12 protein-coding genes and 1 tRNA gene are annotated in these 12,666 nt (G+C 69.4%); 5 read left to right on the top strand and 8 right to left on the bottom strand.

Going from position 1 to position 12,666, the window contains the following annotated elements:
* Nucleotides 1–76 precede the first annotated feature (76 nt).
* The 4 genes from rsfS (at nt 77) to ACIBI9_RS11045 (ending at nt 2,344) form a co-directional block, all read left to right on the top strand.
* The gene (rsfS, locus tag ACIBI9_RS11060) at nt 77–472 is read left to right on the top strand and encodes a ribosome silencing factor (RefSeq protein ID WP_080046168.1); all 396 of its coding nucleotides are present in this window, start codon (nt 77–79) and stop codon (nt 470–472) included.
* Nucleotides 473–506: 34 nt separating this feature from the next.
* Nucleotides 507–1,136, top strand: coding sequence for a histidine phosphatase family protein (locus ACIBI9_RS11055; RefSeq protein WP_397221790.1), 630 nt, complete (start codon nt 507–509; stop codon nt 1,134–1,136).
* A 111-nt stretch (nt 1,137–1,247) separates the two neighbouring features.
* A tRNA-Ala gene (locus ACIBI9_RS11050) sits at nt 1,248–1,320 on the top strand.
* 241 nt (nt 1,321–1,561) lie between these two features.
* Complete coding sequence (locus tag ACIBI9_RS11045) at nt 1,562–2,344, top strand: glycerophosphodiester phosphodiesterase (protein WP_397221789.1); 783 nt, start codon at nt 1,562–1,564, stop codon at nt 2,342–2,344.
* An 80-nt stretch (nt 2,345–2,424) separates the two neighbouring features.
* Here the strand turns inward: ACIBI9_RS11045 and ACIBI9_RS11040 are convergent, their stop codons facing one another.
* The 5 genes from ACIBI9_RS11040 to ACIBI9_RS11020 all read right to left on the bottom strand — a co-directional run bounded on the left by ACIBI9_RS11040 (nt 2,425) and on the right by ACIBI9_RS11020 (nt 7,801).
* Nucleotides 2,425–3,711 (bottom strand): HEXXH motif domain-containing protein, encoded by a 1,287-nt coding sequence (locus tag ACIBI9_RS11040; RefSeq protein ID WP_397221788.1) that lies wholly within the window; start codon nt 3,709–3,711, stop codon nt 2,425–2,427.
* Nucleotides 3,708–4,904 carry an FxsB family cyclophane-forming radical SAM/SPASM peptide maturase gene (locus ACIBI9_RS11035; RefSeq protein WP_397221786.1) on the bottom strand — a complete coding sequence of 399 codons (1,197 nt, stop codon included), beginning with the start codon at nt 4,902–4,904 and terminating at the stop codon, nt 3,708–3,710. Before ACIBI9_RS11035 ends, ACIBI9_RS11040 begins: the two co-directional genes overlap by 4 nt.
* Nucleotides 4,905–4,953: 49 nt before the next feature.
* Nucleotides 4,954–6,603, bottom strand: coding sequence for a tetratricopeptide repeat protein (locus ACIBI9_RS11030; protein ID WP_397221785.1), 1,650 nt, complete (start codon nt 6,601–6,603; stop codon nt 4,954–4,956).
* A complete protein-coding gene (locus tag ACIBI9_RS11025) occupies nt 6,600–7,511 on the bottom strand; it encodes an SIR2 family NAD-dependent protein deacylase (protein ID WP_397221784.1) in 912 nt (303 codons plus the stop codon). The genes ACIBI9_RS11030 and ACIBI9_RS11025 overlap by 4 nt, the downstream gene beginning before the upstream one ends.
* Nucleotides 7,512–7,633: 122 nt before the next feature.
* Complete coding sequence (locus ACIBI9_RS11020) at nt 7,634–7,801, bottom strand: hypothetical protein (RefSeq protein WP_185078173.1); 168 nt, start codon at nt 7,799–7,801, stop codon at nt 7,634–7,636.
* A gap of 110 nt (nt 7,802–7,911) precedes the next feature.
* On the opposite strand from ACIBI9_RS11020, the gene fxsT reads away from it, so the two are divergent.
* Nucleotides 7,912–10,467 carry an FxSxx-COOH system tetratricopeptide repeat protein gene (gene fxsT / locus ACIBI9_RS11015; protein ID WP_397221783.1) on the top strand — a complete coding sequence of 852 codons (2,556 nt, stop codon included), beginning with the start codon at nt 7,912–7,914 and terminating at the stop codon, nt 10,465–10,467.
* 105 nt (nt 10,468–10,572) lie between these two features.
* Here fxsT and ACIBI9_RS11010 read toward each other — a convergent pair whose 3' ends face one another.
* The 3 genes from ACIBI9_RS11010 to ACIBI9_RS11000 form a co-directional block, all read right to left on the bottom strand.
* Nucleotides 10,573–11,100, bottom strand: a complete 528-nt coding sequence (locus ACIBI9_RS11010) for a LuxR C-terminal-related transcriptional regulator (protein ID WP_397221782.1) — start codon at nt 11,098–11,100, stop codon at nt 10,573–10,575.
* A 76-nt stretch (nt 11,101–11,176) separates the two neighbouring features.
* A complete protein-coding gene (locus ACIBI9_RS11005; protein ID WP_397221781.1) occupies nt 11,177–11,773 on the bottom strand; it encodes a TetR/AcrR family transcriptional regulator in 597 nt (198 codons plus the stop codon).
* A gap of 114 nt (nt 11,774–11,887) precedes the next feature.
* Nucleotides 11,888–12,598, bottom strand: coding sequence for a 4'-phosphopantetheinyl transferase (locus ACIBI9_RS11000; protein WP_397221780.1), 711 nt, complete (start codon nt 12,596–12,598; stop codon nt 11,888–11,890).
* Between the last annotated feature and the right edge of the window lie 68 nt (nt 12,599–12,666).

Raw genomic sequence — 12,666 nt, 5'->3', positions numbered from 1 at the left:
AGGTGAGGGGTTTCGGCCCGGAAGGGTACCCTCAACGTATAGGCATGCTGCCGACACAGGAGGACAGACCCGCATCGTGACCGCATCCGACAGATCCGTCCAGCTCGTGCGCATCGCCGCGGAAGCCGCGGCGGACAAGCTGGCCGATGACATCCTCGCATACGACGTGAGCGAACAGCTCGTCATCACCGACGCCTTCCTGCTCTGCTCCGCCACCAACGACCGCCAGGTACGCGCCATCGTCGACGAGATCGAGGAGCGGCTGCGCACCGAGGCCGACGCCAAGCCCGTGCGCCGAGAGGGCGAGCGCGAGGGCCGCTGGGTGCTGCTCGACTACATCGACATCGTCGTGCACGTCCAGCACGAGGAAGACCGCACGTTCTACGCGCTCGAGCGCCTGTGGAAGGACTGCCCGGCCATCTCGCTGCCGGAGAGCGTCATGCAGGCCAACCTCCAGCGGGCACGCGCGTGAGCGGGGTCCCCCATCTCGAGTCCGAGCGTTCCGCATGAGCAAGAGGATCGTCTGCCTCCGGCACGGGCAGACCTTGTGGAACGTCGAGCAGCGATTCCAGGGACACTCCGACATCCCCCTTGACGAGACCGGCATCGCGCAGGCCGCCAGGGCGGCGTCGTTGCTGGCCTCCCTGCGGCCCACCCTGATCGTCTCGTCCGACCTCCAGCGCGCCAACGACACGGCGCTGGCGCTCGCGCGGGTCGTCGGGCTGGACGTGAGCGTGGACAAGGACCTCCGCGAGCGCGGGGGCGGCGAATGGGAAGGGCTCACGCGCGACGAGATCGCGGCGCGCTGGCCCGAGGAATACGTGGCCTGGGAGGCGCCGGGTGGAGAGCCCGTCGCCGACGTGGCCACCAGAGTGGCCGGCGCCATGCGGCGCTGGGCGGCCAAGCTCGACGACGACGGCCTGCTGGTGGTGGCCTCCCACGGGGCCGCGCTGCGGCTCGGCATCTGCGAGCTGCTCGGGCTGCCCGAGCCGCTCTGGCCGGCGCTGGGCGGGCTGGGCAACTGCTCGTGGTCGGTGTTGCAGGAGGGGCGCAGGGGCTGGCGGTTGCTGGAGCACAACGCCGGCACTCTGCCTGAGCCCGTCCGCAGCGACGACCGGCCGGAGGCCGAGGCATAGCGAGCTCGTACGGCTCGGGGGCCGTACGACCCGCGCCGCGATTATGCGAATCGGCGCGGATGGCTATATGCTCTCGGAGCGCCGCAACGGGTGGACTCGTAGCGGTGACCAGGGGCTATAGCGCAGTTGGTAGCGCGCCTCCATGGCATGGAGGAGGTCTGGGGTTCGAATCCCCATAGCTCCACAAACAGCAAAAAGCCCGACTCCCACGATGGAGTCGGGCTTTTTGCGGTCCAGATCGCTGTGGGCGCCGGGATGGCGGGAGGATCTGGGCCGCAACACCGGCTCCTGCCCGGGCGCGCCCGTACGAGAGCCGCACGGCAACCGCCATCGCGGGCGACCGACCCGGCACCTGCACCCGCCTCCTGCGGACCTTCCTGACCGAACGGTAGGGTGCGGAAAAACAAGATCGAAAGGTATGAATCTTGACAGCCCCCCTCGTCGCTTTAGCGCTCGCCTCGCTGCTCACCGCTCCGTCCTCCGCGCTGCCCGCGTGCCCGCTGATCTTCGGGCACGGCGGTTACCCCACGGGCGCCAACGCCTGGGAGCGGGACCAGGTGCGTCAGCCCAACAACCCCACGGCCATCCGCCGCTACCAGTCCTGGGGCGCGTCAGGCGTCGAGGCCGACCTGCAGCTCACCAAGGACGGCACCAAGGCCGTCATGTGGCACAACACCTCCACCTGGGGCCTGACGGGCACGAAGAAGAACATCACCGACATCTGGTGGGCGGCGGGCGACACCGCACTCAAGGGCCGGACCATCAACCGCGGCATCTTCAAGGGCGAGACCGTCTACACCTTCCGCGAGTGGCTGGCCGCGATGAAGAGCGCCGGCATGATCGGGCTGGTCGAGATCAAGCCGGAGGCCCGGCAGTCGCTGCTCAGCTCCAACGCCACGATCAAGTCGCGGGCCTGGGCGGAGGTGCTCGACCCGGTCAAGGAGCGTTACCAGTCGCAGGAGATCATCCTGTACTCCCACAACAGCGAGATCGCCGCCGAGCTCAGGAGCCGGGTGAGCGCCGCGGGCATGACCAAGGTGCTGAGCGGCGGGCCCATCTGGCCGGAGGTCACCAAGTGGGAGGAGCCGCCCCCCTCGTGGACGCTGAACGAGAGCGCGTGGCAGGGGGCGCTCGATCGCGGCGCCAAGCGGGTGGCCACGGACTACACGCCCCAGTTCAACGCGTGGCTGAAGGGGAAGTGCGAATGACCCGGTGACCGGACCGGCGGCGGGACGACGCCGTGGTGCGGGTCGCCCGGGGTGGACGCCGGGCCCGGCCTCGGGACGTATCAGTTGAGGTCGCCGTTGCGGGCCCGCCAGCGGGCCCGGTGACGCTCGGCGGCGCCCTCGGCCAGGGCCGTGGCCGCGGCGGGCACCGGCTCGTCGGCCCAGAAGCCGAGCCGGCTGTCCATCTGCTCCACGAAGGTCACCCCGTGCTCCGTCAGCCGGTCGCTGCTCAGGAGGGTGCGGGTGACCAGGCGCGCCGCCGCGCGCCAGCGGGCGAACTCGGCGCTCGCGCGGATCTCGTCCTCGCCCGTCTCGTGCCGCCGCTGCCGGCGCCAGAAGTCCGTGACGCCCAGGTACGCGTACGCGCCCTGGAGCAGCCCGCCGGCGGGCCTGGGATCCTCGCGCCAGGGCGCGTAGTAGCGGGAGCCGTCGTCGGGCCTGGTCAGCGGCACGATGTCCAGCAGGGCCGAGAGCTTGGCGTGCTGGGCCTCGTGGGTGAGGGTCTCCGCCAGGGTACGGGGGTCCGGCGGGTCGGAGAGGGCTATGCAGCCGTAGGCGTCGCGGGAGGAGGCGCTGGACGAGCCCGTCGAGGGGGCGGACAGCGGCGTGAGAACCGTGATGCCGGCCGACACCTCCTCGGCGACCGGCTCGTGGTGGCTCACCAGGAGCTGCCAGGATTCGTCCAGGAGGCGCTGCCAGCGGGCCGCCTCCGCGTCCGTGAGCCGCCCGTGGAGGTCGTTGGCCCCCGGCAGCCGGTGCGGGTCCAGATCGTCGATGAGCACGTTCAGGCGCCTGCCTGCGGACTCAGCCGAGAGGGCGCGCAGCCTCTGCCAGCCGGGGGCGTCGTCGCGGATCTCGACCACCAGGTCGCCCGCGCTCACCTCCGCGCCCTCCGGCCAGCAGTGCACGGTGGCCATGGTCACGCCGCTGGGGAAGGTGACCTGCCCCAGCGACGGCAGCATGGCCCGGCCGGCGATGACCGGCACGTCCACCTCGCACGGCGTACGGGCGTGGATGGCCGCGGCCGCGGCCAGGGCGGCCAGCTGCTCCGGCGAGCGCCGGGAACGGACCGTGTGGCGGGCCCAGGCGCCCACGGACGGGTGCTGCAGGACCCTGCCGACCGCGTCCGGGTGGCTCGTCTGGAGCGTGGCGAGCAGGTCGTAGGCGCGGCGCGTCCGCGACCAGGAGGTGTGGCCCAGCTCGCGGGCCACGTCGAGGACACCCCTGATGAGCAGCAGGTGCTTGCTGTATTGAGCGGCCTTGAGCCGCCGCACCGCGCCGCCGCCTCCGCCGCCGTTCGCGAGGGCGTCGAACGCGTCCGCCGGGATCCGGTGGTCGGTGAGGTTCATCGGGGATCCTTAGTACGGCGACGGACGTCGGCCTGCACGGTCCGGCCGACGTGCTTGATCAGGCGCAGCAGGTCGGCGCAGTAGACCGAGGGGTTGTGGAAGCCGCTGCCCGCTCTGTAGCGGTGGGCGAACAGGCCGCCGCCGCAGATCATGCCCACCTCGCACGCGGCGCACTCCGGCGCGGGGTCGAGGCGGGCGACCTGGCGGGCGGCGGTGAAGGGGAGGAGCAGGAGGTCGTCGAAGGAGTCGCGGGCCACGTGCAGCCCGGTGCTCCCGGCGCCCTCGAACGCCGACTTGAGCAGGTCGGACTGCTCGATCTCGCCGTCGGTCTCGATCACGATCATGGCCGCGGGCGAGAGGCCGATCTGCTCGGTGGCCGACTCCCCGCCGAGGAGCAGGTGGATGATCTCGTCGAACAGCCGGACGCGGGTGGCGTGGGACGGGGTGGCGTACCACTGGTCGAAGACGGTCGCCAGCCAGGTCGCGTACGGGGTGTCCGGCGAGCCGGGGACCCTGCCGGGCGGCGGCTCGGACCAGTTGCCGTGGGGGAGCAGGAAGTCGATCAGCGGCGGGCCGAAGCCCAGGAGGGCGGTGTAGGTGCCCAGGGGGTCGTTGCGGAGATCGACCGTGCACAGCAGCCCGTGGAACAGGTGCCGGAAGTCCTCCGACGTGAGGAGCTCCAGCGCGGCGGCCACCCGGCGGTAGCTGCCGCGGCCGTCGGCGGTGCGGCGGGAGCGGTCATGGTCGGCCTGGCCGCCGTCGAGGCTGACCCCGACGCCGATCTCCAGCTCGTCGAAGAGCCGCAGGAAGCGCGTGTCGAGGAGCGTCGCGTTGGTCTGCACGCTCACGTCCACGCGGACCGGCACGGCGGACCTGACGATGCCCACGAGGTCGCGGATGTCGTCGTGGCCGGCCAGGAGCGGCTCCCCGCCGTGCAGGATCACGTCGACGCTGTCGAGGTCGTGTGCCTTGGCGTGTTCGGCGATCCTGCCCGCGGTGGCCTCGACCGTTTCCCGAGACATACGCTTTGGGCGAGATCTCCAGCTTTGATCCGCCATTTCGTACATGTAGCAATATGTGCATGACAAATCACATCTGCTATGTACTTTCAGGATGAACTGCCGGAACGGCGTCGGCCGCCAGCCTCGGGCCAGCAGCGCGTCGACGTCCAATGTCGCTGGCCACTCTGACACCGCGGATCAGCCTCCACATTGAGACTTGCGAGGTGCCCAGCATATGACGTCAGTCTGATAGTCGAAGCATCTCGTTAGCCCTGTCGAGCGCCTCGTCGGTGAGCTGGGGAAAGATGCCGTGAACCACGGCCGCGGCGGCTCGCGGAGTGCCCGAACGGTGAAATGCCTCCGCTAGTGCCATTTGTGCGGATATGTCATTTGGTGCGAGGGTCACTGCCGCGTTGATCTGCTCGATCGCTTTGGTGAGATCCCCGTGGGCCAGGTGCCAGCGGCCGTCGATGGTGAGCGCGCGGGCGACCCCGTCGAAGCGTCCGCGTTCGGCGTACAGGCTCACCGCCTCCTCGCAGTAGCGGCGTACCTGCTTGACGTCGCCCTGCGCGAGCGCCGCGTCGGCGTGGATCTCGGCGACCTCGGCTCGTACCCAGGAGTCGTCGGGCTCGGCCGCGTGCTTGGCCTCGTCGGCGAGCCGGGCGGCGAGCGGCCAGTTCCGCTGGGACCGGGCCGTGCGGGCCGCCTCCAGGTACGTCGCGGGCGAGCCGCGGTGCGAGACCGGGCCGATGAGCCGGTCGTGGGCGAGCTCGTACCAGCGGCTGCCCATGCGGTGCTCGCCGCGCAGGATGTGCCGGTCCTCCAGGGCGCGGGCCACGGCGTTGGGCATGCCCATGGTCTGCTCGATGCCCTCGTACGCGATGTTGCGGGTGCCGTGGTCGGTGATGAACGTACGGCGCAGCCAGAGCAGCAGCTCCCCGACGGGGATGTCGAACTCGCGCGCCACCTCCCCGACCGCGCGCTTGAAGAAGTCGAACAGGAACTCCTCCACCACCGCGTACACCTGCACGTGCTCCTCGCCGATCTCCCTCACCTCGTCGGGCAGCGAGTCCCACAGCGCGGAGCAGACCACCTGGAGCTGGACGGGCTCCACCAGATCCAGCTCGACGGTGGACAGGTTGCCCCACGCGTCCTTGACGGTGGCCGAACGCAGCTCGCCGACGAGGAGCCGGGTGGCGGCGCGGGTGATGGTCCTGGCGGTGCGGTCCAGCGGCCGCTCCACGGCCTGCTTGGCCGCCTCGGGGGAGAGCGGCTGCAGGTGGAAGCGGGCCCGCGAGCCCTGGCCGAAGGGGCGCTCGTAGGGCAGGACGAGGAACAGGTACTCCTCGCGGAGCGACAGCAGGAGGTGGAGGCTGGGGTGGTCGCGCATGGCGCGTACGAGCTGGTCGACGAGCTCCTTGCGGTCGCGCTGGCGGGCCAGGTCGCTGTGGAACAGGGTCTCCGCCTGGTCGATGGCGGCGAGGACGGGCAGCGGGTCGCCGTACTCGTCCTCGCGCCCGGGGCGCTCGGTCAGGAAGCGCGTGATGGTCATGCCCGCCAGCGAGCCGGGGGAGGCCTCGGGCGCCCAGGCCGACAGCAGCGCCATGACGTACGGGTTGCCGCCCGCGATCGGGAGCGGGCTGTGCGGCGAGATCCTGGCGACGGGCAGCACGTCGGCCCGCCCCGGGTCGATCCTGGGCAGCACGCCCGCGTTGAGCAGCGAGGTCTTGCCCACACCGGAAGCGCCGTAGAGCACGGTCAGCCCGGCCGCCCGCCAGAGCGTGGCGATCTCCCGTGACTCCTGCTCCCTTCCGTGGAACAGGTCACTGTCGGCCCGGCCGAAGGGGCGCAGCCCGACGTACGGCCGGCCGGCGGGATCGGTCACGGTCATAGCGGCGTCCTCGCATTCCAGTCGAGCAGTTCCTTGAAGAACGCGGACGTGGTGCCGACGTAGATCGAGATCTTCAGGTCGGCGTAATAGCTCTTCAGGTATTCGCTTGCCAGATTCTCGGCGTCGGTCAGCGAGGTGTTCAGCTCCGGCAGGAGTTGCACGCTGATATGCCGGCGCTGCCGGGTGGAGGGAATGGATTTGATCAGCCCGTGGAAGAGCACCCGGAAGTTCCAGTCCTGGAGGCTGTAGCCGAGGAAGAGCAGCGGGCTCGATGTCATGGCGTCGAGGACCGGCTCGGGAATCGGGAGGAGCTGACGGCCGTTCGCGTCGTCGACGTCGCGCAGGTTGAGGAGATACTGCACATAATCGTTCTCGGTCAGCACGATGGAGGAGGGGTCGTCCCAGTTCCCGTGCAGATGATAGATCAGCGGGTGGTCGGGATCGGGGTCGGGCACGACGGCCCGCTTCGTCGGCTCCCACCACGTCGACCTGCACACGTTCGGGGTGCGCGGACCTTTGCGGCAGTGCTGTAAAGCCTGGAGCATGAAGTCGTCGTAGTTGGTGGTGAGAAAAGTCTTGATCGGGAACTCGGCCAGCACCGTGTGCGGGTCGAGCGGATCGGCGGCACCCGCCGCGCGCTGTTTCAGGTATGCGCAGACTTCCACTTTGAGATCAGTGGGATCGTTATGCACGTGAGCCGCGTACTGCATCACGTGCGCGAGATTTCCGTGGTCGGCGAACGGAAAGCCGTACTCCTTCGCGAAGTGCTTGCTGAGCTCCTTGCCGGTCGGAAGTCGCCCATAGCAGGCGCCCGCCCCGAGAAGCGGGGTGCAGTCGCCTCTGCGGAGCTGTCTGACCAATCGCACCCAGTCCGCTTCGTTCACGCGCCACCCCACCGGCAGGACCATTCTTGTGCTGAGGAGTATATGACCCGGGACGGATGGAAATATGTGAATGTTTTCGGGCTGGCCTAAATGCGGGGGAAGTGTCGGCCCGCAGGTCAGGCGTGGCGGCCGACCCGCGGGCTGACTCAGATGGAAGACTGGAATTTGGCCACGGGCGTCACGCCGGTCTCGTCGAGAAGACGGTCTATGGCGTCCTTCAACCGGGAGTCGTCGATGTCTTTGAGCTCCTCCAGGGTGCGCCCGCTGACATCAATGAGCCCACCGCCGTACCCCTGCACTGCTTCCTTGTTCATCGCTCTCCCTGGACCTGATGGATCTAGCGGATCCTATCTATCTCTGGCTTCAATATGCTGTCTATGCTTGTCTCAGCTGATGTGACGACCGGCCGACTCGAGGCGATATCGTGACAAATTCGCACTCGCAACACGATTCTGGCCATGCACCGTCCGTATGGGGCAAAGTCCCCCAGCGGAACAAGAACTTCACGGGTCGGGACGACCTCATCGAGAAGCTGCGTACGGGGCTCCAGTCCAAGGTCACTGCCGTCCTCCCCCAGGCACAGGACCAGTCTCAACCCGCGCCGCACGCTCTGCAAGGACTCGGCGGCGTGGGCAAGTCGCAGCTCGCGATCGAGTACGCCCACCGCTTCAGGCACGCCTATGACCTGGTGTGGTGGGTGCCGTCGGCGCAGACGATGCTGGTGAAGTCGTCGTTGGCCGGGTTGGCCCGCGAGCTGCATCTCAGGGTCGGTCCCCACAGCGTCGAGGACGCGGCCGAGGCCGCGCTGGACGCGCTGCGGCGCGGTGACCCGTACCGGAACTGGCTGTTGATCTTCGACAACGCCGAAAACCTGGAGATCAACGACATCGTCCCGCGCGGCCCCGGCCACGTGCTCATCACCTCCCGCAACCACAGCTGGCAGGGCGTCGTCGACACCCTGCCCGTGGACGTGTTCGAGCGCGAGGAGAGCATCGCGTTCCTGATCAAGCGCGTGGGGCGGGCGATCGACTACGAGCAGGCCGACCGGCTGGCCGAGGCACTCGGCGACCTGCCGCTGGCCCTGGAGCAGGCGGGCGCGCTGCAGGCCGAGTCGGGGATGTCGGCCGACGAATATCTGCGGCTGCTGAAGAGGCAGACGACCCGGCTCCTGGGCGCCAACAAGCCGTCCGACTACCCGCTGTCGATGACGGCGGCGTGGGCGACCTCGGTGTCGCAGCTCAAGGCCAGGCTGCCCGACGCGGTCGAGCTGCTGCGCTGCTTCGCGTTCTTCGGGCCCGAGCCGATCCCGCGCGACCTGCTGGACGAGCTGCCCGAGGCGTACGCGGCCGGATCCAAGATCGCCGGTCTGCTGGCCGACCCGATCCAGCTCAGCCAGGTCATCCGGGAGCTGGGCAGGTACGCCCTGGTGCGGATCGACTCGGAGAGCCGTACGGTCCAGGTGCACCGGCTGGTCCAGGCGCTGCTGCGCGACGAGCTCGACGACGACGAGGCCGACGCCTTCCGCCGCGAGGTCCACCTCCTGCTGTCGGCCTCGGTGGCCGGCTACGAGCCCGACGACACCACGGCCTGGCCCCGCTACGCCAACCTCCTCGGTCACATCACCACGGCCGACGTCAAAGGCAGCCGCGACCCCAACGTCCGCAAGTTCGCGCTCAACATCATCCGCTACGTCTACACCTCGGGCGACTTCGTGTCGGCCCGCGAGCTGGTGCAGGAGTTCCTGGAGGCCTGGCGGGAGGACAACGGCGAGGACGACCGGCACGTGCTCACCGCCCAGCGCCACTACGCGATCATCATCCGCGAGCTGGGCAGCATCGACGAGTCGTTCGAGCTGAACAAGGCCCTCATGGAACGGATGCGGCGCGTGCTGGGCGAGGGCGACGAGGAGACCCTGCTGCTCACCAACAGCCACGGCGCCGACCTGCGCTACCGCGGCGAGTTCGCGGAGGCGCGGGAGCACGACCAGGAATCGCTGAGCAGGCACGAGGCGGTCTTCGGCCGCTCGCACCGCCGCACCCTGCGCGCCATGAACAACCTCGCCCTCGACCACCTGCTGCTCGGCGACTACAAGGAGGCGCAGTCCCTGCACGCGCGCGTGCTCAAGCTGCAGCGGCAGGCCGGGTCGGGCGCGAGCCGCGCCAACGTGCTCTCCTCGATGAACAACCTCGCCCGTGTCGTACGCCTCCAGGGCCGCTACCGCGAGGCGTGCGACCTCGGCCAGGACGCCTACGACTTCGGCCTCCAGGAGCTGGGTCAGGAGCACCCCTGGACGATGCGCAGCGCCAAGGACCTGTCGATCGCCAAACGCCGGGCGGGCCTCATCGAAGAGGCGCTCGAACTCGCCGACCGCACCTTCGAGCTGCAGAAACGCGGCACCAGCATCGACCACCCCGACACCCTCGCCGCAGCCCTCTGCCTGGCCAACGCCCAGCGGGCCGCCGACCAGGTGGACGAATCGCTGCGGCTGCTGCGGGACATCGTCTCCAGGTTCGCCAGCATGTACGGCGACGACCACCCGTTCAAGTACGGCTGCGACAGCAACTTCGCCCTGCTGCTGCGGGTGAGCGGCAGCAAGGAGCAGGCCCGGGAGATCGATGAGGCGGCGCTGGCCGGGTTCGACCGGCGGCTCACGCGCAAGCACTACTTCTCGCTGACCTGCGCCATCAACCTTGCCAGCGACCTGGCCGAGGTGGGGCTGCACGAGGAGGCGCGGGTGCTCGGGGCGCAGACCCTGCAGGACCTGCGGGCCCTGTTCGGCGACGACCACCCGGTCACGCTGGCCGCCGGGGCCAACCTCGTCGTCGACCTGGTCGCCACGGGCGCCAGGGAGGAGGCGGCGGCGCTGCGCGAGGACGTGCTGGACCGCTACGACCGGGTGCTCGGCCCCAACCATCCCGACGTGCAGGTGTCCCGCCAGGGCAACCGCCTGGACTTCGACTTCGACCCACCCGTCCTCTAGTACTCCAGTGACATTTCGCGATCATGGTTGGAATCTGCGCTGGTAGTGGCAGTGCCGGGCGGACCCGTGCCGAGGGCGTGGCCGAGCCCGCTGCGGATGACCTGGTCAGGCCGGCGAAGTGACTTCGTCCGTCCTGCTCAAGGCATCGCGCAGCGCGGCCCGCGTCGTGATGCCCAGCTTGGGGAAGACGTGGTACAGATGCGAGCTGACGGTTCGCGGCGACAGGTGCATCCGCTCGCCGATCTCCTTGTTCGTCAGGCCGCTGGCGGCCAGGTCGGCAATCCGGCGCTCCTGCCACGTCAACGAGGCCAGGTTCAGCGTAGAGACGCGGGGCGACGCCCCGGTGACCCGCAGCTGGGCCCGCGCCCGCTCCGCCCATCCGGTGGCACCGAGCCGATCGAACGACTCCGCTGCGGGGACCAGAAGCTGCCGCGCCGCCGCACGGCCCTGGACATGGCGCACGCGGATCCCATGCGCCAGCCGGATCCGTGCCAGCTCGCGCAGTGCCTCCAGGCCGGCTTTCACCACGGAATGGACCAAGGCGTACGAGACCGAGGCGACCGAAAGGAGCAGCAACGAGGCCCGCCCCGCAGGGGAGGGGTGTGCTTGCGTGAGAGGGTCGGTGGGCTTCACCAAGCCAGAATTGGACGCCATGGTCCAATGTTGCTTCGCCAAAAATGGACCAGCAAGTCCAATCTTGCGCCCGCGCCTACGCGGCCCCCACGCTCACGGGTCGCAGTGAGTTGGTCGCCGCGTACAGAGCGGCTTCCAGATATTCCGTGCGTCCGGTTGCCTGGAGCATCACCACGCCTCCCTGTACGGCTGCCAGGATGCTCCGCGCGCGGTCGCGCGCCTCCTCCGGCCCGTCGGACGTCACCGCCTCCACACCGCGTACGAGGGCCGCCTCCCACTCGTCATAGAGGGAGCAGACGATCGCGCGAGCCTGAGGCGAGGACTTTCCCAGTTCGGCGGTGAGGCTGCCGAGGGGACACTTCTGCCCCAGCTCCGTGTAGTGGTTGAGCACCGCCTGCCGCCACTCCTGCCAGGACTCCCACGCCGAAAGGTCACCCAGAAACGGCTGCTGCGCCTCCAGAACCTGCCCGGCCTCGTACTCGGCCACGGCGGCGAGGATGTCGGACCTGCCTTCGGCAAAGTAGTGGAAGAGCTGGCTCTTACTGGTCGCCGTGGCCGCACGCACGTCGTCAAGCGTCGTCTCGGCGACCCCCTTCTCCCTGATCAGAAGCGCCGCGGCGGCGATGATGCGATCCCGTGTCGCTCTGCCCCTCGCTGTCAGTCCTCTATTCATCCTTCCAACTTCCCACAGATCTGGACTCGTTGGTCCATTCATCGAAGCTGGACCGCTCGTGAATCGGGTGCGCTCAGCGCGCGGCCGGCAGTTGTGTGGTGGCGGGGTGCATGGCTAGACGGAGGGGGAGGGGATTGCGATCGCCGTCACGATCAGGCCGTCGCTCACCAGCCAGCGGCCCTCGAAGCGGGTAGGCCAGCCCGGGCCGTGGACCGCGATCTCGGCGGCGAAGGTCCCGAAGACGGTCAGCTCTCCGGACCGCGCGGCGGCCCTGGGTGCGGCGAGTGCCCCGGGCCCGGCCGGCGGGTGTGGTGAGGAGGTTGTGAAGGTCACTGCGGCGTCCAGGAAGCCGAGCCAGTGGCCCGTCAGCGGGTACCACGCCTTGTAGATCGCTTCTTTGGCGCTGAACAGCAGGCGGCCCGGGTCCGGGAGGTCCAGGAGGTCCAGGGCGGCGGCTTCCGCGGGCGTTGCGGTTCGCTCCAGGACGCCGTGGGGCATCGGGAGGTGGGGTTCGGCGTCGATGCCGATCGACAAGGCGCCGTGCGCCACCGCCGCCGCTCGGTAGCCCGGGCAGTGCGTGATGCTGCCCACGACCCCGGGCGGCCAGGTGGGGGCGCCGCGGTCGCCGCGGAGGACGGGGCGGGGGGCCACGCCGAGTTGCCGCAGTGCCAGGTGGGCGCAGTGGCGGGACGTACGGAACTCGCGCCGCCTCTTGTCCGCCGAGTCCGAGACGAGTGCTTCCTCCTCCGGGAAGAGCGTGATGTCCGGTGGGTCGCCGAAGAGTTCGGCGGTGGCGACCCACGGGGGCAGGATCTCATCGAGCATGGTGAACGCATTATTGTTCACCGCCTCGCGTCGTGCTGGTTGTCCGGAGAGGCGAGGCGAGGGCCGCT

This window comes from Nonomuraea sp. NPDC050451, from assembly GCF_044458585.1.
Note: the sequence above shows the minus strand (reverse complement) of the source record. Positions and strands in the feature narration are given on the sequence as shown.

What these genes read in the sequence shown, in the direction of transcription:
- ACIBI9_RS11000 (WP_397221780.1), bottom strand. Translation starts at nt 12,598, where the DNA reads ATGCTCGATGAGATCCTGCCCCCGTGGGTCGCCACCGCCGAACTCTTC.
- ACIBI9_RS11055 (WP_397221790.1), top strand. Translation starts at nt 507, where the DNA reads ATGAGCAAGAGGATCGTCTGCCTCCGGCACGGGCAGACCTTGTGGAAC.
- ACIBI9_RS11005 (WP_397221781.1), bottom strand. Translation starts at nt 11,773, where the DNA reads ATGAATAGAGGACTGACAGCGAGGGGCAGAGCGACACGGGATCGCATC.
- ACIBI9_RS11030 (WP_397221785.1), bottom strand. Translation starts at nt 6,603, where the DNA reads ATGACCGTGACCGATCCCGCCGGCCGGCCGTACGTCGGGCTGCGCCCC.
- ACIBI9_RS11040 (WP_397221788.1), bottom strand. Translation starts at nt 3,711, where the DNA reads ATGAACCTCACCGACCACCGGATCCCGGCGGACGCGTTCGACGCCCTC.
- ACIBI9_RS11025 (WP_397221784.1), bottom strand. Translation starts at nt 7,511, where the DNA reads ATGGTCCTGCCGGTGGGGTGGCGCGTGAACGAAGCGGACTGGGTGCGA.
- ACIBI9_RS11020 (WP_185078173.1), bottom strand. Translation starts at nt 7,801, where the DNA reads ATGAACAAGGAAGCAGTGCAGGGGTACGGCGGTGGGCTCATTGATGTC.